Annotated in this window: 16 protein-coding genes; 7 read left to right on the top strand and 9 right to left on the bottom strand. The window is 38.5% G+C overall.

Annotated features, from left to right (window positions below):
- Window positions 1–17: 17 nt before the first annotated feature.
- On the bottom strand, window positions 18–653 hold the full coding sequence (locus ACEW8U_RS07470; RefSeq protein ID WP_373521412.1) for a GDSL-type esterase/lipase family protein: 636 nt from the start codon (window positions 651–653) through the stop codon (window positions 18–20).
- A gap of 91 nt (window positions 654–744) precedes the next feature.
- Between ACEW8U_RS07470 and ACEW8U_RS07465 the strand changes: the two genes are divergently transcribed.
- Entirely contained in the window at window positions 745–1,584 is an 840-nt protein-coding gene (locus ACEW8U_RS07465) for a hypothetical protein (RefSeq protein WP_373521411.1), read from the top strand.
- Between the two features lie 11 nt (window positions 1,585–1,595).
- Here ACEW8U_RS07465 and ACEW8U_RS07460 read toward each other — a convergent pair whose 3' ends face one another.
- The 3 genes from ACEW8U_RS07460 to ACEW8U_RS07450 form a co-directional block, all read right to left on the bottom strand.
- Window positions 1,596–2,939: an alkaline ceramidase gene (locus tag ACEW8U_RS07460; RefSeq protein WP_373521410.1), complete on the bottom strand. Its 1,344-nt coding sequence runs from the start codon at window positions 2,937–2,939 to the stop codon at window positions 1,596–1,598.
- A 136-nt stretch (window positions 2,940–3,075) separates the two neighbouring features.
- A complete protein-coding gene (locus tag ACEW8U_RS07455; RefSeq protein ID WP_373521409.1) occupies window positions 3,076–4,245 on the bottom strand; it encodes an AIR synthase related protein in 1,170 nt (389 codons plus the stop codon).
- 41 nt (window positions 4,246–4,286) lie between these two features.
- Window positions 4,287–5,735 (bottom strand): TlpA family protein disulfide reductase, encoded by a 1,449-nt coding sequence (locus ACEW8U_RS07450; protein WP_373521408.1) that lies wholly within the window; start codon window positions 5,733–5,735, stop codon window positions 4,287–4,289.
- 152 nt (window positions 5,736–5,887) lie between these two features.
- Between ACEW8U_RS07450 and metK the strand changes: the two genes are divergently transcribed.
- Window positions 5,888–7,141, top strand: a complete 1,254-nt coding sequence (metK, locus tag ACEW8U_RS07445; RefSeq protein WP_373521407.1) for a methionine adenosyltransferase — start codon at window positions 5,888–5,890, stop codon at window positions 7,139–7,141.
- A gap of 203 nt (window positions 7,142–7,344) precedes the next feature.
- On the opposite strand, the gene ACEW8U_RS07440 is transcribed toward metK, so the two are convergent.
- Both ACEW8U_RS07440 and ACEW8U_RS07435 read right to left on the bottom strand, forming a co-directional pair.
- Window positions 7,345–11,709: a hypothetical protein gene (locus ACEW8U_RS07440; RefSeq protein WP_373521406.1), complete on the bottom strand. Its 4,365-nt coding sequence runs from the start codon at window positions 11,707–11,709 to the stop codon at window positions 7,345–7,347.
- 967 nt (window positions 11,710–12,676) lie between these two features.
- Window positions 12,677–13,720, bottom strand: a complete 1,044-nt coding sequence (locus ACEW8U_RS07435; protein WP_373521405.1) for an RluA family pseudouridine synthase — start codon at window positions 13,718–13,720, stop codon at window positions 12,677–12,679.
- 38 nt (window positions 13,721–13,758) lie between these two features.
- On the opposite strand from ACEW8U_RS07435, the gene ACEW8U_RS07430 reads away from it, so the two are divergent.
- Window positions 13,759–14,697 carry a 1-aminocyclopropane-1-carboxylate deaminase/D-cysteine desulfhydrase gene (locus ACEW8U_RS07430; RefSeq protein ID WP_373521404.1) on the top strand — a complete coding sequence of 313 codons (939 nt, stop codon included), beginning with the start codon at window positions 13,759–13,761 and terminating at the stop codon, window positions 14,695–14,697.
- Here ACEW8U_RS07430 and ACEW8U_RS07425 read toward each other — a convergent pair.
- The 3 genes from ACEW8U_RS07425 to ACEW8U_RS07415 all read right to left on the bottom strand — a co-directional run bounded on the left by ACEW8U_RS07425 (window position 14,692) and on the right by ACEW8U_RS07415 (window position 19,154).
- On the bottom strand, window positions 14,692–15,330 hold the full coding sequence (locus ACEW8U_RS07425) for a helix-turn-helix domain-containing protein (protein WP_373521403.1): 639 nt from the start codon (window positions 15,328–15,330) through the stop codon (window positions 14,692–14,694). The two genes, ACEW8U_RS07430 and ACEW8U_RS07425, sit on opposite strands and share 6 nt — an antisense overlap.
- Window positions 15,331–15,862: 532 nt before the next feature.
- Entirely contained in the window at window positions 15,863–17,899 is a 2,037-nt protein-coding gene (uvrB, locus tag ACEW8U_RS07420) for an excinuclease ABC subunit UvrB (RefSeq protein WP_373521402.1), read from the bottom strand.
- Between the two features lie 64 nt (window positions 17,900–17,963).
- Window positions 17,964–19,154, bottom strand: a complete 1,191-nt coding sequence (locus ACEW8U_RS07415; RefSeq protein ID WP_373521401.1) for a DUF4105 domain-containing protein — start codon at window positions 19,152–19,154, stop codon at window positions 17,964–17,966.
- A 38-nt stretch (window positions 19,155–19,192) separates the two neighbouring features.
- Between ACEW8U_RS07415 and ACEW8U_RS07410 the strand changes: the two genes are divergently transcribed.
- The 4 genes from ACEW8U_RS07410 to ACEW8U_RS07395 all read left to right on the top strand — a co-directional run bounded on the left by ACEW8U_RS07410 (window position 19,193) and on the right by ACEW8U_RS07395 (window position 24,188).
- Window positions 19,193–21,532, top strand: a complete 2,340-nt coding sequence (locus tag ACEW8U_RS07410) for a T9SS type A sorting domain-containing protein (protein WP_373521400.1) — start codon at window positions 19,193–19,195, stop codon at window positions 21,530–21,532.
- 19 nt (window positions 21,533–21,551) lie between these two features.
- Complete coding sequence (locus ACEW8U_RS07405) at window positions 21,552–21,863, top strand: hypothetical protein (RefSeq protein ID WP_373521399.1); 312 nt, start codon at window positions 21,552–21,554, stop codon at window positions 21,861–21,863.
- Between the two features lie 147 nt (window positions 21,864–22,010).
- On the top strand, window positions 22,011–23,324 hold the full coding sequence (locus tag ACEW8U_RS07400) for a gluconate:H+ symporter (RefSeq protein ID WP_373521398.1): 1,314 nt from the start codon (window positions 22,011–22,013) through the stop codon (window positions 23,322–23,324).
- Between the two features lie 399 nt (window positions 23,325–23,723).
- The gene (locus ACEW8U_RS07395; RefSeq protein WP_373521397.1) at window positions 23,724–24,188 is read left to right on the top strand and encodes a RidA family protein; all 465 of its coding nucleotides are present in this window, start codon (window positions 23,724–23,726) and stop codon (window positions 24,186–24,188) included.
- Window positions 24,189–24,251: the final 63 nt, after the last annotated feature.

The raw sequence follows: 24,251 nt of genomic DNA, 5'->3' as shown, positions 1-24,251 counted from the left end.
CCGAATAGGCAGCTTTTTTACTTTATGGCTTTTGAAATCTCGGTAGCCATAATGGTCAATCCTTCAGTATTTGGATGAATGCCATCTGGTAATAAGTCGGAGTGTTCCAATAAAGGATTATAAAGGTTGATGACCTTTGATTTAGACTTTTTAGCTATTTCCAATAGCATTGGTCTCATCTCATTTACCAAAATATCTTCAGTGATTCCATAGTTAGTTTTGAAAACTGGAACAGGAATACAGATGTAGACTTTACCCTTTTTGGGCATATGTTTTTTGTATGTGTTTATCAGGTCAATATAATCCTGAACAAACTCATCTTTGAATTGCCAATTTTGTGATTTTGAATCATTCGTCCCTAATTTGATGATTAGGATATCAGGCTGAAAACCCTTTACCTCTTCAAATTGAGGTTCATTCCAGTACGGATAGTCCCCTTTTCTTAATAATGTTCTACCACTTACTCCAAAATTTCTCACCTCATAAGTTTCTCCAAGTATCTCCTGAAGTTGAAGCGGGTAACTTTCAGGGTGTTCCCGTCCAGGTCCTTGGGTTATACTGTTTCCCACACAGGCGACTTTGATTTTGGTTTGTGGAAATGCAAAAGAAATTAATGTTAGAACCAATAATGGTGTCAATAGGAGTTTTTTCATAGGATCAGATTTTTACGATGTCAATATATAAATTATCATAAGTCAAAAACCATTTCAGCTTTTAAATTTATTGGCTATATATTTATGCTTGATGAAAGCATTTACTAGAACCTTGTATTTTTTCAACCTACTGTCAATAGATGTGGTATTCGGTTCGATGGCGGGGATGTATTTCTTTTCAGAGATTCTTGAAACTTCCTGTCCCCTTCTGTCTTATTTCCTATTGGGATTCGCTGTTTGGGGAATCTATACTTTGGATCATTTGGTTGATGCTAAGTTGGCCAAAGAAAAAGCTACTTCGCCAAGACATCAATTTCATCAGAAATATTTTAGATTAATATCAATATCTTGGTTACTTGTTATGCTGATTGGGTTTTTACTTTTGATTTTCTTTTCAGAAATCTACTTTACGATTATCCCTGGAATTATTTTAGCCCTTTCGATGGCGCTTTGGATGGGTTGCCTGAAATGGTTTGGAGAAAAAGCGTCATGGCTAAAAGAAATTTCTACGGCTGGATTTTATGTTTCAGGGATTACTTTGGTTCCATGGATATTAAAAAGTCCTGATTTTGATCCAAAGATTTATTTTCTATTGGTGTTAGCTTATTTGATTATTGCTTTTTTAAATCTTCTAATACTCTCATTTATCGATCAAAAGGGTGATGAAAGGGACAAATTTGGATCAATATTAGTTTTATTTACAAAAACCCAGATATCTAGTTTGATTTGGTATTTGGGAGTTTTTTGTCTTATATTTTTGATAATAATCCTATTTTGGCAACCATCTTTTTTCAGAATTCATACCAGCCTGCTTTTGTTGATGCTATTGTTCCACCTTATTCAGTTTGCTTCAATTGGCAAAGATGTAGCAGTTGTCCGGCAAAAATTGGAAGCTGTTTTTATCTTACCATTGGTTTTGCTGCTGATTTAACAATCTTAACTTCAGTCTGCTTTTTGAATCAGTCTATTAATGATTTCATCAAAATAGGCTCCATTATAAGGTCCAAACCAGTTCATATCCCTAACCTCATAGAGTTTATAATTGTAGTATTGGTCGGGTGTAATGTATCCTATATATCCTCCGTTGAAGCAAGTGATGATCAGATTAAGACCTTTTTCATTGGCAATGGATTCCCATTGGGACATAAATACTCCTGAAATTTCCCCACTGGAACTTATAAATAAAGTGTTTCCGATTTGGACCCAATCAAAATGAGGATTGGTATCACCAAATACCAAGTTGAATATCCAAGGGCGAATACGGGTTTTTTCCCTTATCCGATAATGGGCTTTTCGAAGTGCTAGTGGAATGAGAGCCATTTTTAGATTATTTTGGCTATTTTTTTCAGTCAAAACGATGTTGCCATCTATATTTTCGTGAAGGACCTTTGCATATTCCAAAACATTTTCTGCCAAGTTTCCATTGGCCACGGGTCTATGACTGCCGACAGTGCCAGCTGCAAAAAGTGAAAAATCATAGCCTGAATCTTCCATAAATTTTGTTAGGTAATGTGGATAATCACCTGACAAACCCATAAACTTTGAATTGAGAATAGTAGGATGGGCGCTAAAGGTAAGGATGGTTGCCTTCTGACCGTTCTTTTTTTCAAATATCATTTGTCGGACAAAAGGATCTATCGGATCTTCTGCTACCAGTCGATTTGCGACCAATGAATCTGCCCGGGACTTTTGAAAAAATATGTTTACTGAATCTTGACTGCTGAGAGCATGTTTTAGGCTTTCTATGGTTTTTGATGTCAGTAAGTTCATTATTTTTTCATCTTTTCCTCCCAATGCAAGCTTACCGACAATTCCGGGAATATAGCCTCCCATGCCACTATGCGTATGAGTAGCTGTAAAATAAATGTAATCAAGGGGTAAATTTTCTTTTTCTATAGCTTCATTGACCTTTTGATGAAGGTAAGGATGAACAATCATCAGTTCATAATTTAAAAAAGCGATATTGGATATACCGTTACCTAAAACCAAAGTTTTAATAAAGCTGCTGTCCTGTACAAATTGGTATTTTCCACGAGGTTTGTATCCTACTAGTTTTGCTGGACTATTTGGGGTTGCATTTACAGATGACCAACCGGCCAGCCATGCTGCACCTTCAGAAGAGTGCATAGGGAGGGTATCCAAATGGGCCATGGTTTCATGGTAATAATCCATTTCTTTATAGTCCATCCAATCGACTCTTGTCAAAGTAGCCAAAGCCAAAAAAACAATGATACCCACTATCCATGCAAATACCTTAAAAATTCTATGAGCAATGGATTTGGGCATTACTATTTTGAGTTTATGAAAGTTACAAAAACCAAAGAAAGAGGAAAAAAAGTAAGCACGAATTTTCCATTCAACTTATGATGCTTAAACTGGGTTAAAATCAATGATTCTATTTTTAATTTAAAATACTTTTACTTCAAGATTCATATTCAAATGTGCCGTGTTTTCCCTGCACGGTTACTTTTTTACCTTCATGAGGGAGGACTCTTCCGATGATTTTAGCTTCAACACCCAAAGTTTCGGCTATATCAATGATTTCTTCAGCATATCGTTCTTCCAGGTATATTTCCATGCGGTGTCCCATATTGAATACTTTATACATTTCCTTCCAGTCGGTTTTACTTTCTTCCTGAATGGTTCGGAAAAGCACAGGAGTTTCAAAAAGGTTGTCTTTTACGACATGGACATTGTCTACAAAATGGAGCACTTTTGTCTGCGCTCCACCACTACAATGCACAATCCCATTGATTTTAGGACGTAGGTATTTCAAAACATCTACCATTATTGGTGCATAAGTCCTAGTTGGGGATAATACCAGTTTACCCATATCGACGGGTAGACCTGGAGCTGGGTCGGTCAAATTGTACTTACCAGAATATACCAACTCATCAGGTACCGCTGGGTCGTAGCTTTCAGGATATTTTGTTTTCAGTAATTTGCTGAATATGTCATGTCTGGCTGAGGTAAGACCGTTGCTGCCCATTCCTCCATTGAAAAAATCCTCATAGGTGGCCTGGCCTGATGAGGATAGACCAACAACCACATCACCGGCCCTGATCTTTTCATTGGAGATCACATCATCCCTTCTCATGCGACATGTGACTGTACTGTCCACAATCACCGTCCTGACAAGGTCACCGACATCGGCTGTTTCCCCACCTGTTAGGACTACATTTACCCCATGGTCTCTCAGCATTTGCAGGACTTCTTCTGTGCCGTTGATAATAGCTGAGATCACCTCACCGGGGATCAGGTTTTTATTTCTCCCAATCGTGGATGAGACAAGTATATTGTTGATGGCACCGACACAAAGCAGGTCATCGATATTCATGATAATGGCATCCTGAGCGATACCTTTCCATACACTTAAATCACCTGTTTCTTTCCAATACATGTAAGCCAATGACGACTTTGTGCCTGCCCCATCTGCATGCATGATATTGCAGAATTCCGGGTCATTTCCCAAAGTATCTTCAACTATTTTGCAGAATGCCTTAGGAAAAAGTCCTTTATCTAATTTCGAAATTGCTTGGTGTACATCTTCTTTGGAGGCAGAAACACCCCTTCGCATATACCTTTCGTTCATGAGGGTTTTGGGATTGGTTATATGGAAGACAAAGGTAAGGATTAAAAGGGTGATTTCATTTCCTCTAACAACTCATCAATCAATTTATCTATTCCCCTACTAGCAGTTCTTGTCTTATTTTCCACAATATTTCCATTCCAGTCGATAAGGACTGAATGCGGAATCCCAAGAATGCCATAATCATTTTTTAGCTTTCGGGTCCAATTCTCCTCAGCAAAGAGATTGTCCATTTTAAGATCATATTTGCGGATATATTCCTTCCACCTTTCCGGTTTGGATTCAATGCAGATGTTCAGGAATTTTACAGGCTTTCCTTTATATTTTTCCACAAGAGCATTTTCATGGGGAAATTCCTCAATACAGGGCTTGCACCAATCTGCCCAAAAATTTATCAGCAAAATGTTGCCGAGATAGTCTTTGGATTCTACATCTTCTCCCATTTGATTTTCAAGAAAGAAATAGGGCATTTGTGTCCCAGGCTTCAATGTCACACTTGATTCATAGAACTCCCTGATTAAATCCCGTAATTCCTCATCAGTGAAATAATTTAAAACCAAAGAATCATATTCCGATCTGACATTCTTAATCAACATGCTTGAAAGTTCGGCTAAGTAGGCATCTTTAACTTTACCAGCAAACAATTTATCAATTTCTTGCGCTTTCAATATTATAAATGATTGCTTGGTATCGCTACTATCAGTTTTATAAGCCGATAATTTTTGGCTGTGAAAATTGGCGTATTCATGTAAAAAAAGCATATAATTTGACTCCCCGATAAATTTCTCATTTTCCAATTGTACGGATTGTGCCAATTCTTCCATAAACCCCTCAGGAATCTCATCTTCGATTTTGAGCATGCTTTTTCTGTAGGATATGCTGTTCATTTTATTTGCCACATTTCTATATGCCAATCTTTCCTTTTCCAGCTTTACATACCAATCAGGCAAATATGACTTGTTGGATTCGAGGTTTTTCAATTGGACCTGATGAACCGAGTCACTTAATTGGATGAATCGCTTAAATTCTTTTTCTCCATGAGTTGCCATGGCACTGACATGATTAAGCTTGTTAAAGCCCAAGTCTTTTTTAGAGTTTTGATAAAGAAATTGGTTGATACTTTCCAAAGAACCAGAGAAATCAATCGAATCATTTTTATAAATAGTAATGGTTTCATTAGAACCGGGTAGCATAAAAACATTGAAGTCTACTTTGTTTAAGTCCAAATAGATATAATCCATGCTATGGTTTTTCAAGTTTACCGAATAACTTTCTCCTTGGTCCACTACAGCATTAATATCAACAAAGTCCACCGGAATGCTGGACCACTTTTCAAATTTGACCTGAACAGGTGAATTGCTTAAATTTTTGAAAGTGAGTTTACTTTCACCTTTTAAGTCAAATTTTATTTCAGGAGCTTTTTGCTTTTCCCTGCATTCCTGAAAAAGCGCGAGAAATGCAATTAGAATAAATATTAGAGTTTTTTTTACCATAGGAGATTCCATCAATTAAAAATATAGTATTAGTAATCAAGTTCCAAATTTGGAAAGAATCGAATTTACCGTTTATGAATTAAATTTTTTCTTTCCCCTTGAAACCTTATTTTTACGCACCGTTAGAACATGCGTTAAAATCGATTATTTATATGCCATATTTATTTACTTCAGAGTCAGTATCTGAAGGTCATCCCGATAAAATCGCCGACCAGATTTCAGATGCGTTGATTGACAATTTTTTGGCCTTTGATCCCAGTTCAAAAGTTGCTTGTGAAACGCTTGTTACCACAGGACAGGTTATTCTTGCCGGTGAGGTAAAATCCGAGACCTATCTGGATGTACAGAAAATCGCCAGGGATGTGATCAACCGTATTGGTTATACGAAAGGTGACTATATGTTTGATGGGAACTCCTGTGGAATTCTTTCTGCCATCCATGAACAATCCCCTGATATCAATCAAGGGGTGGACAGGTCCAATCCAGAAGAACAAGGTGCCGGAGACCAAGGAATGATGTTCGGTTATGCCACAAAGGAAACTGATAATTATATGCCTTTGGCTTTGGACCTTTCACACAGGATATTGAGAGAATTAGCTCTACTCAGAAGAGAAAATAAGGAAATAACCTATCTCAGGCCGGATGCGAAGTCTCAGGTTACTATTGAGTATTCAGATGATAACGTCCCCCAAAGAATTGATGCGGTTGTTGTATCTACACAACATGATGATTTTGACGATGAACCTGAAATGTTGGCTAAGATCAAAAGTGACATGATCAATTTTTTGATTCCGAGGGTGGTTGCTCAATTGAAGCCTGAAATCCAAGCATTATTTACGGATAAAATCACTTACCATATTAATCCGACCGGAAAATTTGTAATTGGGGGTCCTCATGGTGATACTGGTTTAACTGGTAGAAAAATTATTGTAGATACTTATGGAGGAAAAGGCGCTCACGGGGGAGGTGCATTCTCCGGGAAAGACCCCTCAAAAGTAGACCGTTCAGCTGCTTATGCTACGAGGCATATCGCCAAGAATATGGTGGCGGCAGGCATCGCCGATGAAATATTGGTACAGGTTTCTTATGCCATTGGTGTGGCCAAGCCTATGGGTATTTATGTCAATACTTATGGAACATCCAAAGTACAGTTAAGTGATGGGGAGATTGCCAAAAAAGTGGAAAAACTCTTTGATATGCGACCCTACGCCATAGAGCAGAGGTTGAAACTTAGAAGTCCAATTTATGAGGAAACTGCCGCCTATGGTCACATGGGAAGGAAAAATGAAGTGGTCACCAAAACTTTCAAAACTCCTGATGGCAAGACCTTGACTTTTGATGTAGAACTGTTTACCTGGGAAAAGTTAGATTATGTGGATTCCATAAAGAGAACTTTCAATCTTTAAATCAAGCGGCTTTTATGCCGCTTTTTTTGTAAAATCTAAATTTGGCACATGTTATTGTATTCCCAACTCTTTCTTGTCTTTCATCACTCGCGCGGGCATTCAGAACTATAAGCACTCGCTTCCTGGTTCTCTAATTTTCGGGACAGGCTTTGTTTCTTGTTTCTAACCCTTTCATATCTTGTTAGTCTACCTCCGAGGTATCTCTATTTTTTCTCTTTTTTCCGCCTTCTCACCTCTTCAGCTTCCATTTTCCTTCTTTTAGGAACCTTTGGTTGACCTAGTCCAAGGCTACCTTTTAGCCCACTAAGGGTTGTGCTCCACAAGTAATTAAAAATGAACCGTTCGGTATCTCGAAGTTCATATATGTTGGAGCTGATGGGTTTTCTGAGATATCTTCTTGGGTTATTGCTTCGGACAGCAAAGGTATTGAGAACGAAAGTGAGTATGGCTGTTCTACCGGTACCTCTTTCGAGAGTCCTTTCATCCAATAATTCCAGTTTTAAATCCGAATACAACAAAATCATTCTACCCACGGCTTCTTTCTCATCCGCCGTAAATGACCAATCAGCACCATTGATTTTTCCCTCCGTGACACGCAAAAATGCATTGGATTGAAGAATTGAATTCAAATATTCCAGATCAAACTCACCCATTTGAGCACTGATTTTCATTGGAAAAGGTTTTTCAAAAAACAATTGTCCCTGAAGATTCAGATCAGCCTGACCATTGAGTTTGGCATTGGCCAAAAGAAAAATTTCTTCAACAGGAAATGGTTCATTTTCTTTGGTCAGATGGAATGGGTAAAAAGCCACATTCATATTGCTGAAAGAAATATTTCCTGGGACCATACCATTCTCAGGAAATTCAAGATAATTTATGGTGGCATTTTCAATAAATAATGAATCTAGGGATAACTGAACTCCTGCCTTTTTCATTAATTCCTGCGGCATAGCCTTGAAAACATCCTGCTTTTTAGGGAATCTTTTATCTCTGAAAAGATCAGCCTTGATATCGCTAATTCTGATTGATTTGGCAACAATGGTTTCATTTTCCAAAAAACCATCAAGGTCAGCTCCATCTATTATGATGACTGGAATGTGGATATTGGCTACATCAGTCTGCATTCCTACCATCCTGCTATACTGATACCTACCATACCTGGGTATAAATTCAACATTGGTGAGTTTTATTTCATTATTAGTTAATGAAATCAGACCGATTTTTACTTTGTTCAAACTGTCTTTAAGGAGGATTTCATAGTTTGGGAGAGTCAGTTGAAAATCTTTTTTGAGTAATTCTTTTCTGTTCAATCTACTGAGATCTATAAGGTCAAATTGTAACTTCTCAAGTCCAAAATTGATTGATTTAAATTCTTGAGGTGCTTTTGATGAGTTTTTATCAAAAATAGCAAAGTCCCCTTCAACAATTTCAAATTCATCAATTCTTAAACTTTCTAGAATTCCTTTTTCAGTTGATTTTTCTTCTTTCCTTACATTTACAGGTTTTTCTTGGTCAATAAAAAATTCGAGGTCTGGTCTAAAAAGCCTGAGTTCTTTTATCCAAAGATCTTTACTGGTCTGCAATTCAGCCAGTGAATTTGTTTTGATCAGGGCTGTAGGAATATGTCCTGAAAAAACAGGTACTCCTGGTTTTCCGGAAAGGTTTTTGGGAATAATCCTGAAATTATTGACCAATATTCCTTCATACCTTGTGTCAAGTTCTACTTTGGAAAATGTCACCTGATGAATACTGTCATTTAAGGTTAACCAAAATTCATCAATACCCAAAGACATACCGCCAAAAAAGCCTGCAATTTCACCTTTTGCAATTTTTGCGGAATCCAGAAGAAAGTCAAAAACACTTAAATTTATCCCTGTATTGATCAAGTCCCGCTGAATTCCCTTGTCTCTGAAAGAAAGACTGAACTGGGCATTGCTGGCTTCAATCGTGTCAATCATAACGATTTCAATGTTTTTTGGAAGGGTTCTGTCCCTTGCCCTCCTTCTAGTGGATTGTGCTTCGGTGTCTCTCCAGTCATTGTTGACTAATATTTCAACCGCCGAACCTGTAAGATTGACCATTTCAAGGTTCAATGTATTGTCAAATAAAAATGCTTCAAGATCCACTCCTCTAAACGAGAGAGAGGGTATTACTGCTGTAATTCTGGTTTTATCAGAAAATCCTACGCTTGGAGTAAGTCTGACATTTCGAGTTATAATTTCTTCTTTTGCAGTGTTGAAATTGATCCTGTCTGCTAGGATATTATATTTGCCACCTGCTATATTAAATATATAATTGTTGAGACTAAGGTCCACTTCATCAGAAAAAAGCGAATTGATGGCATCTGGATTGATTCCTTCATAAATATGAAAGTTTTTGACCGCAACAGAAACATTATCCTCCGAAAATGTCCTGGTCCTGTCTCCAAATAAGTTTTCATAATTCAAGGTTGCACGTTGAATGATAAGGGAATCTACCTGAACTTCTGAAAAGTAATTGGTCAATAAATTCAGCATTTCCCCACTGTCCATTTTTTCCGAATCGTCTCCAACCTTAGGACGATATCTATAGAGATTTATCTTGGGAGACGGGATTCGGATTTGCTGGACTTTGAGTATGCCATCAAAGTAGGCCTTCCTAACATCCACTCCTGTAGCTTGAAATTGGGGAACAAAGATGTCCAATGTTGTACTGACACCATATCTGTCCACAGATGTCTGAATCTGGCTTTTGTTGAATGGTTGGAGGGCAAAGCCATTGATCCTTATCTGACCGTTTTTTGTATCAATAAATACCCTATCGGCCTTAAAGACATGAAGGTTATCCGCTAATTTTAGGGCGTAGTCTTCTAATTCAAGCTGTAAGTGGTCTGCCCAGAATATTCCCTTACTATCGGACTCCTCCGTTTCCTGGTCAAGGGCAAAGTTTTCCAATACCACACTTACTTTGCCAAATGAAAGACTATCCTGTCTGATTCTGATGTTATTGTCCACTACGAGCGATCCTTCCTTAATGACCAAACGGTTTACGTAGATGCCTTCAAGGTAATCCCTCGATATTTTTTTTAAGTCAAAAGCTCCTTCCTGATTTTTACCACCCTGAACGTCCCTGAGCAAAATATTAGGATTGTTGATAACAATTTCATTGATATCAATGATGCCCTGATTATAAGTTTTCTTGAGATTGGCATTGTTGATCATCAATTCGGGAACTTCAATTTCCAAAAGGGTTTTACCCTCAGGCTGTTGATTTTCATTTATCGGGAAAAGTTTGAATCCGGAAATTTTGATTTCATCATCAAAAGAGGAAAGTCTTACATATTCCCCCTGAATCCAATGAAGACTATCTCCCAGTGCTAAATCAACCTGAAATAGTTCGACCGAAGCCTGATTGGCATAAAAGAACTGATTGGTTTTTTTGGATTCATTAGGTCCCACATAAAAATCCTCCATGTTGAAATCTATCCGCTCTGCTTTAATCCTGTAATTGTCAGGATCGGATGTAGCCCTTTGGGTGAATTTCCCTTCCTCAATTTTTAAATGATTGATATTGATGGATTGCAAAATCCCTTCAATCAAATTATAAAGGTCAAATGTTTCCAGTTTGATTTCTTTTCTTTCAGGTCTTATACCGGAAAATAAATTGAATGATGGTTTTTGTAATTTGAGTTCACCGACTTCTATTTCTGATGTGTAAAAAACCTTGTTGATATCAGCATCACTTAGGAGTAAATCCTCCAGCTCAACTTGAAAGTAGGTAGCTGAAGCTTTGCTAAAATCCGGAGTAATATTCACCCTTTTTGCCTCGATGTACTGATCAATTGAGGAGACTTTGATTTCGGATGATTGGATGGTGTGAACACTATCCGATAGCAGGATTTCAAAATTCTGAAGCTCAAAAGAAAAGCCTTCTGCATTAAAAGGTGTTTCAGGAGATCTCATTTGTAGCAACTGAATGTCCTTTAGATAGATGCTTGTGTGATCTGCCTTGATGGCCTTTTGTGCGATGAAATTTTTTAGTAGAACATCCGCCTCTTTAATATTGATGTTTTTTATCCTGATTTCTTTTAACCTGGTTGTCAAAAAGGATTTTTTGATTTCCTCCTGAAGTATAAGGAGGGCCGATTCGTCAGTGGAAGGTTCAAATGAATCCCCTTTTTTCAGTCTGAAGTCAACAGCAGGATTAACCAAATCTATATTGCCTATGACAAATTCTTTTTTCCTGAAAAGGTAATTCAGTCGGGTCAAAGAAATGTCAGGAATGGAAATTTTGTAATAGGGTGCATCAACAAGTTCAATGAATTTATCTTCAACAGGATTGATTTTTAGACCTTTGAAAGAGATACCTCTCTGAAGAAGAAGGATATAAAATCTGTCAAAATCAATCTCATATTTGTTATCTGAGGCTTGATTTACCCTCTCCTTGAGGTAATTTCTCAATAATAAATCTGAACCGAAATAAAAGACCGTTTGCAGGAAAACCAATACGAAAACTAGAATACCACCTATTCGAAGGTATTTTCTGTATCTCCTATTTTTTGCTACGCTATCTTTCTTTTTGTTTTCCATATTACAAACTACGCAAGTAAAAGTAATACAAATGCTTTGGAAAAATAGCGATAGGGTTTTTGAATTTGTAATGCAAAAAAACAGGCAACCTGTTAAATGTTTCTTAAAACAAGAAGTTTGCCTAATAATTGAAAAGAACTAAACATTTTTGCTGTAGGAGAAGGATTCGAACCTCCACGGGGTAGTTAGGCTACATCAGAGCTCTTGATGCACTTTATCCGAACCGAAAAATCGGAATCCCCACCCCCGAGACAGGAGGGCTTGTCTGCCAGTTTCAACATCCTACATTATGATTTTAATGGAATTAATTCACTGCACTTTTGCAGATATTTACTTTTTAGACAAACATTCTTTATCAAGTAATGATAAGTCCATTGGCTTAATAATGAGTCAAAATTAACAAAGGGATCTATTTATTAAAATTAAATTAAATAAAAGATATATTTTTTATATTATTTTTAAAAATAAGCTATAATAAATGTAAATAAAATAATTACGCCTTGAAAAAGAGTATTTAATTAGGGTATTATCAATGAAGGATATTCAATAAAACTATACTTTCAATGATTTGCCACTTTAATGTTCGCTATTATGGATTAAAAACAAAAAGCTGTGAAACAAAATCTCACAGCTTTAGTCAATTAACAATAAACCCAAAATAACCGGATGTAGGAGAAGGTTTCGAACCTCCAAAGTCTTCTATGAAAACTTTTGCCTTTTATTAATCCTACACTGCAATGAATTTAATTTCAGTGCTGTTATTAACATTACAAATTTAACAAGAAAACTTAACTTTTTATAATTATGTAAAAATATTAGCTAAAATTTACAGTTTTTGTAAAAAAACAAGAATTTTTTAAAAAGTAATTATTTTAAATCGATTTCGAAGCCTTCGGTTTTGAAAACTCAGCAATGGTAATTAAGTTTTTATTTGATCGAATATCCAACTTTAAAATCCCAAATTCCCTCAATTTTCATATTTGACATAGTTTTCCCATTTTTCAAGGACCCCCTCAAAATCAGTTGGTAGGGGTGTTTCAAAGTACATTCTTTCCTTCGTGATGGGGTGAACAAAGCCAAGGGATTTAGCATGAAGTGCTTGTCTTGGCATCAGGTCAAAACAGTTTTGTATAAAAGTCTTGTACTTGGCAAATTGGGTTCCCTTTCTGATTTTGTCTCCTCCGTACATGGAATCATTGAATAAGGGATGTCCAATATGTTTCATGTGGGCCCGTATTTGATGGGTTCTGCCTGTTTCCAAGTTACATTGAACCAAAGTGACATAGCGTAGTCTTTTGATGACTTTCCAATGGGTAATGGCATGCTTTCCTTGTGAACCATCAGGGTAGGACTCCATGACTTTTCTGTTTTTGGGACTTCTACCAACATGGGCAATGATTGTGCCTTCATCCTCATTAGGTTCTCCCCACACCAAAGCCAGATAAGTTCTATCTATGTTGTGGTGAAAAAACTGATTTGCCAGATCTGTCATGGCTATTTCTGACTTGGCAATTACCAAAAGTCCTGAGGTGTCTTTATCTATCCTATGTACAAGCCCGGGCCTACCGCTATTTCCCGGTAAGGTAGGAAGCTGATTGAAATAATATACCAATCCATTGACGAGTGTTCCGGTCCAATTGCCATGGGCAGGATGGACAACCATTCCCGGTGGTTTATTGATAATCAAAAGGTAGTCATCCTCAAAAATGATATCTAGCGGAATGGGTTCTGCAAGTACTTCAGAATGCATCACCGGTTTTTCCATAAACACTTTGATTTCATCCAAAGGCTTGATTTTATAATTGGGTTTTACCTGTTTTCCGTTCACCAGAACATTGCCTGCTTCTATGGCATTCTGAACCCTATTTCGAGTTGAATTGGCTACTTTGTCAGTAAGGAATTTATCTATCCTCAGCAAACTTTGTCCTTTGTCTATCACAAAACTGTGGTGTTCAAATAGTTCAACTTCTTCGTCCTCTTCAAAATTTTCAGGTTCAATTTGATTTCTCATGATGCAAAATTAAGGGCTTTTGATAAAGTTTTTGCTATTTGGAGTTTTATTACTTGAGAGCGTTGTTAATCCCCAACCAAATAGAGACCCAAGAACTTGATTTTCCTTTGTTGAAGGAAAAAGGCATTCGTCTGTCCATCAAAAGACTGGATCAAGTACATCCATTGGCCTCAGGTAATAAATTTTTTAAATTGAAATACAATCTGATTGAAGCACAAAGACTACGAAAATCAGTTCTTTTGACTTTTGGAGGAGCCTATTCCAATCATATTTTTGCTGTGGCAGCCGCCGCTAAAAAATTGGGTTTTGATGCTATCGGCGTGATCCGTGGGGATGAACACCATCCCCTAAATCCAACGCTCTCTTTTGCGCAGTCATGTGGTATGCAATTGCATTATATGAATCGGGAAGATTATAGAAGAAAAAATGATGTGGAAATAATAAATAAGCTGGAAGGAGAATTCGGAGATTTTTACGTGATTCCCGAAGGAGGAACTAATCAATTGGCCATTCAGGGGACAAAGGAAATATTAAATAAATTGACATCTGACTTTTCGCATATAACTACCTCAATCGGAACAGGAGGTACTTTTGCAGGGTTGATGGATAGTATTGCTCCACATCAAAAGCTTTTGGGATTTTCGGCCTTAAAAGGGGATTTCATATTTGATGAAATAAGTAAGCTATTGTCGAAATTCAACATCAATCCTTCAGGTGATTATCAGATTTTCAATCAATTCCATTTTGGAGGCTATGGAAAAACAAATCTGGAATTGATTGATTTTATACGTTGGTTTTACAGCCAATTCCAAATTCCTTTGGATCAAGTTTATACTGGAAAAATGATGTTTGGGATCATGGAGCTTATAAGGGAGGACTTTTTTCCGATAGGATCCCATTTATTGGCCCTTCATACAGGAGGGTTACAGGGGATAGCCGGATTCAACCAAAAATTCGGGACAGCTTTACCTTTATGATTCTTTGAGAATATAAAAATCCTCAAGCTCCTGGGGAACTATTCGTATGACATTGGCCAAAACAAGGCGGACCAAGGTTTTTGAGGCTAAAAATCTCGGGAGTTTGGCCAAATTCTGAAATTCTTTGAGGGTAATCTTACCTTTATCACTCAGCGTTTTGATCAAAATATTTTCTTTTTCGCCATAGGTGAAAACCATGTCTTTTTGAATTTTTCCTCTTCTAAGAATTTCCCACATTTCCCTACTTGCCTGAATACTCCTATCCTTTACCCTAACAAATGCTTTCTTTCTATTTTCTTCCATTAAAAAATGTGGTCTGTTATTGGATCTGCTGATGGTAAATACCGCAACTCCCTTTTTTTGGTTCAATTTAATTACTTGTAGTTGATATTCTAGTTTGGGTTTGATGAATTCTGTTATCGCTTTTTCCATCACAAAAACCTCCTCTTCAATAAATCGCTGACCGCTTACAGTACCGTCATCATCCACCCCGATCAGCAGATACCCGCCGTCAGTATTGGCCAATGCAATCATTTCCTTTACGATTTTTTCAGGAAATGCAGCTTTCTTTTTGAATTCCACTCTCAATCCCTCTCCCTGTTGTGCGATTTTATGTATCTCTTGTAAGGTCATTTTTGGATTTTTTAACCGTCATCCTGAGTCCCCAACATTTTTTATAATGTTCAGAAAAGGAATGACATCAAGTTCCCAGCTAGGCAGCCGTCATCCCGAGTCCTCAACATTTTACAAATGTTCAGAAAAGGAATGACATCAGATTATCTACTAGGCAGTCGTCATTCTGAGGTACGAAGAATCTCCAGAGGTCCTATTTATGTTTATTTAAATCATTTTCGGATCCTCATGAGACACTTCCTACGGGGTGACGGGCCGGTCCAATTACGTCATTGGTAGGTACGAGGGATCTCAAGAGGTTCTTTTTAAGTTTAAATCTATCATTTACTGATCCTCATGAGACCCTCCGAATCTAAGGTAGCTATTGGGACGGGGCAGGCTTTCCTCCGTCTGGGTGACGGCTGCTCCGATTTATGTCATTGGTTTTTTCTGGGCAGGCTTTGTCTCTTTATTCCCCGATTTGCATCGGGACAAGCTTTGATTCTAACAACTCTTCTCTGTAATCTCGAATCTAGTCTCTCGCATCTCCCTTTCAAACCCCTCTCTTCATCTGCTCCAATCTATTTTTCAATCCCTGCCATTCGTCCCTTAACCTTGCTGCTTCCATAAAGTTAAGTTCTTTGGCTGCTTTTTCCATCATTTTTTGAGTCTGGACGATTAGTTTTTCCAGTTTTTCTTTGCTTAGGTATTGTACCAGTGGATCTGCAGCTACCAAAGTTTCTGCATTGACCATGTCCTCGTAAGTTTTGGCATTTTTCTTACTATCAGCAACTTTTGTCTGTCCCATGATCTTCTCCTTGGATTTGATAATGGTGGTTGGGGTTATTCCATGCGCTTCATTATAAGCAATTTGGAGACTTCGCCTTCTACTTGTTTCATCAATGGCCAACTTCATGGATGCTGTAACCTTGTCAGCATACATGATGACCATTCCGTTTTCGTTTCTAGCCGCACGCCCGATAGTCTGTACTAAACTTCGCTCATTTCTAAGGAAACCCTCTTTATCCGCATCCAATATAGCAACTAGCGAGACTTCCGGTAAATCCAAACCTTCCCGCAAAAGGTTGACACCAACGAGCACATCAAATACTCCTAAGCGAAGTTCCCGTAGGATTTCAACCCTGTCCAAAGGCTTTACTTCTGAGTGGATATAACGGCTTTTTACTCCTGTTTTCTCCAAATATTTTTGCAATTCCTCTGCCATTCTTTTGGTAAGGGTTGTTATCAATACCCTGTCACCGGATTTTATTCTTTCATCTATTTCCTCCAAAAGGTCGTCAATCTGATTGGCACTGGGTCTCACAGCAATGATCGGGTCCAAAAGACCTGTGGGTCTGATAATCTGTTCTACAACCACGCCTTCGGTTTTTGCCAGTTCAAAATCTGCTGGGGTAGCACTGACATATATGGCTTGATTGATCAGGCTCTCAAATTCATCAAAATTCAGTGGTCTGTTGTCAAGAGCTGATGGTAAACGGAAGCCGTAATCCACCAAATTGATTTTACGTGATCGGTCTCCACCCCACATCCCCCTTACCTGAGGAAGTGTAACGTGGCTTTCATCCACCACCAAAAGAAAATCATCCGGAAAATAATCAATCAAACAGAATGGCCTGGTTCCAGGTTGTCTCCTGTCAAAATACCTAGAGTAGTTTTCCACACCCGAACAGTAACCCAATTCCCTGATCATCTCTAGGTCAAATTCCGTCCTTTCCCTCAATCTTTTTGCTTCAATGAGTTTCATGTCTTTTTCAAAAAAAGCCACTTGCCCCATCAGGTCATCCTGAATCTCATGAATAGCCGTATCAATGACATCTCTCCCGGTTACAAATAGGTTCGCTGGGAAAATGGAAATGATTTTTTCATCTGACAGTTTTTTTCCTGTCGCAGGATCAATTCGTTGGATTGCCTCAATTTCATCCCCCCAAAAGAAAATACGGAATGCAAAATCCGCATAGGCAACAAAAATATCAACTGTATCACCTTTTACCCGAAATGTTCCATGCGTCATTTCATTGTTGGTTCGGCTATACAGGATATCCACCAATTTGAAAAGCAATTGATTTCTTGGGACCCGGTCACCTTCCTGAAGTCGGATGACATTTTTCCCAAATTCCTCCGGATTTCCAATACCATATATACAGGAAACTGAAGCGACCACGATTACATCCCTTCTTCCTGACAAAAGCGCCGAAGTTGCACTTAGCCTAAGTTTTTCAATTTCTTCATTGATCGAAAGGTCTTTTTCAATATAAGTTCCGCTGGTTGGAATAAATGCCTCTGGCTGGTAGTAATCATAATAGGAAATAAAATACTCTACAGCATTTTCTGGGAAAAACTGTTTGAATTCCCCATAAAGCTGTGCTGCCAATGTTTTGTTATGACTCAGTACCAAGGTGGGTTTTTGAACCTGCTGGATCACATTCGCCACAGTGAAGGTTTTCCCTGAACCTGTTACCCCTAGAAGCACTTGGGCAGGGTCGCCATTATTAACTCCTTCCACCAACTCCTTGATAGCTGTTGGCTGATCTCCGGTTGGTTTATAATCCGATACTAATTTGAAGTCCATGCTTTATGTCTGATAAAAAAGGTATAACATTGTCCACACGGCAAATAGTTTAAACAATAAGAGATTAAGTAGCGATCTTAACATTAAATTTCTCAAAGTTATAGTAGAGGAAATTGGTTCTAAGAAGAATCACTAACAGTAAAGGAATAATACTGGGATGAAATGACTGCCAACCAAAAATCCAGAATACCAATGTGACATTGGCCATGATCATGGCAAATAAGAAATATTTTTTAACCCAAGCTTTGGTATTATTTTTCAAAAGTGCAACAGCCAGAATTAAGTGGCCCGGAAATGCCCAAAGGATATTCCAATTGTATTTGGTCTGGGAATGAAAGGTAAAGAACCATAATAAAACAATCAGGAGCCCCAATAGGCCAAGCACAGAAAAGAAAGCTATATCAAAGCCTTTAAATAGTTTTTTTCTTTTGAAGCCAATGTAAGTCAACACCATGCTGATGATTGCAAATAGCCACCAAAGGGCATAGGGGTTGAATAAATCCAATTCAGAAGACCTTTCCGGAAACTCCATGACCACATTATTTTCTTTCACCAAAGGTCTTGTTGGACCATCACCTACAATCATTGCCCTTCCAAATGCGGCCTCCATATAATCCGGCAAAAACTGTTTTTCCCTTTCTTTTGCGTCAATATCAATGACCGAACCCAAGGCAAGGTCTATCCCAAAATCAGCCCAAGCCAACCGATAGACATATTCATCGATCAGGTTTCGGAAAGTTTTTTCTTCAGCAAGTAAGTCTTCATTCCAGTCCAATTGATCTCCCAAGACTTCCTCCATAGCATCCCGGATACGGGTAGCACAATTGTCATAAAAGAAATCATAGCGATAAAAACGGTTGGCAGGGAGGTAATTGATTTGGAGAAATTCAACCATTTTATTTATCTGGTTAGGGCTTAGGTCAAGAACCTGTTCCCTCACTCCCCGCTGATTGTAATTGTATTCAACCAAAAAACGGTCATAGGTTGTCAGACTGAGCATGTAATCCAGTGTTCTTTGAGTGAATTTGACATAGAAGAAGGGCACATTAAAATCAAATGTCCCATAGTTGAATACCAAGTCCTGACCGTTTGATCTGTCAAATACCCTGATCGCACTATGTCCAAAAGCGGAGTACAGTTCATCCCCAGGATCACAGGTCAGCAGGCTAATTTGATAATCCTGTGCCTGGGCGAAAAAAATAACCGAATAAATAAACGGATAAATGAGTAGTAACTTTTTCAAATAAGCTGTCATAAAATTAAATTCATGTAGGGTTCTAAACTTTTTTAAAGATGGATTTTTTCAAAGACAAATATTTCAGCTTTTGCACAAATTCGGTACGAATTTATAGGAATTATATTGTCTTTTTTGTTTTCGCCATTTTCATCCATCAGCAGGTGGGTGCACAGATTGCTTTAGAGGTTGGAGATTTCAGGACAATCGCCTCAGGGGATTACGATGACATTTCTGTTTGGGAAAGGTGGGATGGGGTCAATTGGGTTGCGGCTACTGAAAAACCTGAGATGGGTAATAATATTTTTATTGATTTCCAAAATGAAATCCGGTTGACCACCAATGAGTCTGCAAACAATGTTTATTTGAATGCTGAGGGTTCAACAGGCGAAAAGCTTAATTTGCAAACCTTTTCATTAGAAGTATTTGGTTCGCTCCGTTTAATGAGAAGATCAGGAACTGATTACGAAACAATTGGAGATACTCCATCAATTTCTGTAACAGATTGGATTTACCCGGTAACTGGTGAGATCATTTTTAAAGGAAATTCTAGGAATGTAGTGGACAGGAATTCCTGGAGTGCTCAAAACACCCGAAGCAAGTTTACTGTTGTCTTCGATCCTGGTCCGGGCGAGATATTAACTGTAAATGCCACTTTTAAATCAACAGCATTCATTATTAAATCTGGCACAGTCTTTCAAACCCTAAATACAACAGGTTCTCCGGCATGTTCTACTTTTTCATTCAATGATCAAGCATTGTTCAATGGAACTGGACCATTTGGTGATTTAATAATTGAACCGGGAGCAAGTCTAATTTCGGAATGTAGTGGTTCACCAAATCAGCAAATTTTAAGAAGGACAATGACTATCCCAGCGAACCTATTCCACCTAAAACCCGGAGCCAATTTGGTTCTATTGGGAAATGAACCTCTTATGGATGCTTCCAATTTTCTCTTTGAAGGGAATGTCTATTACAGATCCAATATTGGTAATCAGCGATTGGTCAGGACCTCAATGGCAACTTCAGGAAATCCCAAAACCTATCACAACATCCTTTTTGAAAATGCCTCCAATAAGCTTCTTCCCGATTCGATTTTTTTAGGAGGAGATTTCGCCAGGTTGTCAGGGGGAAATATTGTGGAGGCACCGACTTATTTGAGGTTTGAAGGTACCGGAATCCAACAGGTGGTCAATTGGCAAATGGACCTTCAGCAGATTGAAGTTAATAAACCATCAGGAAGGGTGGTTCTTTCTTCTGACCTTCGTACGAAATCCAATTTTATCATGAGGCAAGGTCAGGTTGATTTTAGTGGTTTTGACTTACATATCAATACAAATGGAGGAGGAAGCCATAATTTTTCTGGCGGGAAGTGGCTTAATCTTCATCAATTTCACTATAACCAAATCCCAACAAATTTAACTGCTGTAAATGCCACATTTCCTTTTGAAGATTCCTACAATGGAGGGATTAGAAAAATAAGACTATTAGGCAATACCCCCGGAGGAAATCTTTCGGTAAGATTAATGGAAATCCCTGGAGCCAATTGGGATCCCATGTTTAATGATTCGGACGGGACACCTATATTGTACCAATTGAATAGTTACTTTGAATTTTCGGGTTTGTTTCCAAGCACCGATAACATTGAAATGAGAATTTCTGCGGAGAATTTGATTGTAGATGACGTGGATGATCTCAGAATCGTTAGCAACGGTCTGGCTGCACCGGGAATCCATTTGCCCGGTGTAGAACCCGACACGCTTTGGGCGAGAAGGGATTTGCAGTTTGGGGACCTTAATGGGGTGACATTTACTGTGGGAAGTTATCGTGAACTTTCAATCCTTCCAGTAACTTGGCTTGAAACCCGTGCCCAATGGAAGGATGGAGAAATACAAATTTCCTGGTCCACAGCCAAAGAATCCGATAATGAAAGATTTTTGGTCTACAGATCTGTGGGTGGTCTTGAGAATTATCATTTGATCGGGGAAGTCCCTTCATTGGGCAATAGTGAAACTATTCAGCAGTATAATTTTACTTACAAAGAAAAGCTCACTTCCACCAATGTTTTTTATCAGATCAAACAGGTGGATCAGAATGCAGAAAGCAGTTACAGTAAAGTGTTTCGGTTGGAAGGTATCAAAAATTCCGATCTCAAAACCAAATTACTGCTTTGGCCAAATCCATATACATCAGGACAAATCCAGATTTCAATACCACAGGAGTTAGATAAGAATCGCGTTAGCTTAAAGATTTTTGATGTCATTGGTCATGTTTATTATGCAGGCACTTTTGAAGAAGATCAATTGGAGCAAATTGTGGAGCGTTTACTTCCAGGGCTTTATTTATTCGAGTTAAGTGATAATAGTCAAAGGTATCTTTTGAGGTTCAGGAAGAAATAATGTAATAAACTCCTTTTTGATGATTGATGACAATGTTGAAGACAGAAGACGGAAGACGGAAGATACGTCATTCCGAGTCCCTAACATTATTAAAATGTTCAGAAAAGGAATGACATCAAGTTACCCCCTAGGCAGCCGTCATTCTGAGGTACGAAGAATCTCCAGAGGTTCTATTTATGTTTATAATACATTTCCTGATCCTCGAGAGACCCTTCTCCCGATAGCCATCGGGATCAGGGTGACGGCCGCTAAGAAATCTGTCATTGGTAGGCACGAGGGATCTCCAGAGGTTCTATATATGTTAATTCTATCATTTACTGATCCACAATGAACTATCTAGCATTTCCCGCTACAGAGAGAATTCCTTACATCCTTAAAATATAAACAAAAGTATGACCGTCCAAAAAATATTGAGGGGACTTCGATAAGTCAATCCCGATTAATTTTTTAACTTGTTTCGTTAACCTAGACCCAACCTATGGCATTTGTATTTGTCTTCATAAGCATCTTGGTACTCATTCTTTTGATCACCTGGCTTAAGTTCAATCCATTTATAGCATTTTTGATTTCATCCATTCTTGCAGGCTTTCTTTTGGGAATTCCCCCCGAACAGATTGCTGGTTCTGTCCAAAAAGGCATTGGTGGAATCCTTGGTGATTTGGTTATTGTCATAGTAATGGGTGCAATGCTGGGCAAGCTGGTGGCAGAAAGTGGAGCAGCCCAAAGGATATCAGATACACTCATGTCTATATTTGGAGTAAAGAATGTGACTTGGGCCATGATGGTAACTGGCTTGGTGGTAGGTATCCCGTTATTTTATAATGTAGGATTTGTTTTGTTGGTCCCATTGGTTTTCACAGTTTCCTATCAATATAAGCTTCCTGCGGTTTATGTCGGTATTCCATTACTCGCAGCACTTTCGGTGACCCATGGTTTTTTACCACCTCATCCTTCACCGGCGGCTTTGGTGGCACAGTTTGGGGCAAATATGGGTTTGACTTTGGCATATGGCTTGATCATCGTTATTCCCACCATTATCATTGCAGGCCCTGTATTTGCCAGGTTCCTTAAGAATATTGATGCCAAACCATTGGAGACTTTTCAGGCCAAAACCAGACCAGAAGAAGAACTTCCCGGGACTTTCAACAGCTTTTTCTCAGCCTTATTTCCGGTTTTCTTGCTGATAGGGACTACAATCATCACTTTGAACATGTCAAATGAGCATTGGCTTTTCCCCTATATCAAATTTGTCGGAGACCCGGGAATGGTCATGTTGATTTCTTTATTGATAGCCACCTTTACGATTGGAGTCAGGATGAAATTTTCCATTCCTACCTTGATGGATATTTATGTGGTTGCTTCCAAAGATGTCGCGATGATTTTGTTGATTATTGCTGGGGCAGGTGCACTGAAGCAGGTATTGATGGATTCGGGGGTAAGTCAAACCATAGCAGATTCCCTGCAAGGATGGGATGTCCACCCCTTAATTTTGGCTTGGACCATTACGGCTATTATCAGAGTTTGTGTGGGTTCGGCCACAGTTGCCGGCCTGACGACTGCAGGGATTATTGCCCCTTTGGTTTCCGGCGGTTCAGTTGATCCTAACTTGTTGGTCTTGGCCATTGGTGCAGGAAGCCTGATGTTTTCCCACTTCAATGATGCAGGTTTCTGGCTATTCAAAGAATATTTCAATGTCAGTGTCAAAGACACCATCAAGTCCTGGTCATTGATGGAAACCATTGTGGCCGTAGTTGGGCTTGGCGGAGTTATGATTTTGGATGCTTTTATTTGATGGATTAAAACTGAAAAATGACCGATGTCGGATGACCGATGTTGAGGGAAGTATGTGAACCTTAGATTTGCCGAGGAAAATTGAAGGTTTTACCTGTAACCAAACAAATAAAATGTAAAGAAGAATCAGGACGTTGTTATATGAAATTTGACAAAGTGTCAATTGGTTATGACAATTACTTGTATCATTGCGGATAAACATATTTAAAAATCCTGTTAAGATTAACTCCAAAAATAAATCTAATTTGAAGCGATCTGAACCCAACTCAATCTCCGCCACCAAACTATCACATCGCAACACTGATAGTGCAGGCACGGTGGACAATTCGTCTTCTCTTTCTCACCTACCAACTGGTAATCAGGACCCAAATCTCACATCTCACCTCTCACGTCTTAAAAAATGAAAACACCAGAAGAAAATTTCTCAGATCTCGGTCTACAACTTCCACCACCTCCAAAGCCACTAGGCGTTTATAAGCCTTGTTTGGTAGATGGCAAATACCTGTACCTCTCAGGCCATGGGACAGTTCAGAAGGATGGAACCCTAATAATTGGAAGAATAGGTGAAGACCTGGATCCTGAAGCAGGAAAACTTGCAGCAAGACAAGTAGGCTTGGCCATGCTGTCCACCATACGGGCAAATATTGGTAGTCTCAACAATGTAAAAAGAGTAATCAAGGTTTTGGGTATGGTAAATTGTACCTCAGACTTCGAAAAACATCCTTATGTAATCAATGGATGCAGTGAATTATTCGCTTCAATCTGGGGAAAGGAAAACGGAATCGGTGTCAGAAGTGCAGTAGGCTTTGGGTCATTACCCGATAATATCCCAGTGGAGATTGAAGCTTTATTTGAATTGAAGTAATTTTAATGATATAAATTGAAATACGTTGATATATGCTTCGCAATATAAATGGATATAGGTCCG

The organism is Aquiflexum sp. (assembly GCF_041751335.1).
Lineage (GTDB): Bacteria > Bacteroidota > Bacteroidia > Cytophagales > Cyclobacteriaceae > Aquiflexum.
Note: the sequence above shows the minus strand (reverse complement) of the source record. Positions and strands in the feature narration are given on the sequence as shown.

Excerpts from the sequence above, each read along its gene's own strand:
- ACEW8U_RS07460 (WP_373521410.1), bottom strand. The coding sequence starts at position 2,939 with ATGCCCAAATCCATTGCTCATAGAATTTTTAAGGTATTTGCATGGATA.
- ACEW8U_RS07400 (WP_373521398.1), top strand. The coding sequence starts at position 22,011 with ATGGCATTTGTATTTGTCTTCATAAGCATCTTGGTACTCATTCTTTTG.
- ACEW8U_RS07465 (WP_373521411.1), top strand. The coding sequence starts at position 745 with ATGAAAGCATTTACTAGAACCTTGTATTTTTTCAACCTACTGTCAATA.
- metK (WP_373521407.1), top strand. The coding sequence starts at position 5,888 with ATGCCATATTTATTTACTTCAGAGTCAGTATCTGAAGGTCATCCCGAT.
- ACEW8U_RS07455 (WP_373521409.1), bottom strand. The coding sequence starts at position 4,245 with ATGAACGAAAGGTATATGCGAAGGGGTGTTTCTGCCTCCAAAGAAGAT.
- ACEW8U_RS07415 (WP_373521401.1), bottom strand. The coding sequence starts at position 19,154 with ATGACAGCTTATTTGAAAAAGTTACTACTCATTTATCCGTTTATTTAT.
- ACEW8U_RS07395 (WP_373521397.1), top strand. The coding sequence starts at position 23,724 with ATGAAAACACCAGAAGAAAATTTCTCAGATCTCGGTCTACAACTTCCA.
- ACEW8U_RS07435 (WP_373521405.1), bottom strand. The coding sequence starts at position 13,720 with ATGAGAAATCAAATTGAACCTGAAAATTTTGAAGAGGACGAAGAAGTT.
- ACEW8U_RS07410 (WP_373521400.1), top strand. The coding sequence starts at position 19,193 with ATGGATTTTTTCAAAGACAAATATTTCAGCTTTTGCACAAATTCGGTA.
- ACEW8U_RS07440 (WP_373521406.1), bottom strand. The coding sequence starts at position 11,709 with ATGGAAAACAAAAAGAAAGATAGCGTAGCAAAAAATAGGAGATACAGA.
- ACEW8U_RS07425 (WP_373521403.1), bottom strand. The coding sequence starts at position 15,330 with ATGACCTTACAAGAGATACATAAAATCGCACAACAGGGAGAGGGATTG.
- uvrB (WP_373521402.1), bottom strand. The coding sequence starts at position 17,899 with ATGGACTTCAAATTAGTATCGGATTATAAACCAACCGGAGATCAGCCA.
- ACEW8U_RS07450 (WP_373521408.1), bottom strand. The coding sequence starts at position 5,735 with ATGGTAAAAAAAACTCTAATATTTATTCTAATTGCATTTCTCGCGCTT.
- ACEW8U_RS07405 (WP_373521399.1), top strand. The coding sequence starts at position 21,552 with ATGATTGATGACAATGTTGAAGACAGAAGACGGAAGACGGAAGATACG.
- ACEW8U_RS07470 (WP_373521412.1), bottom strand. The coding sequence starts at position 653 with ATGAAAAAACTCCTATTGACACCATTATTGGTTCTAACATTAATTTCT.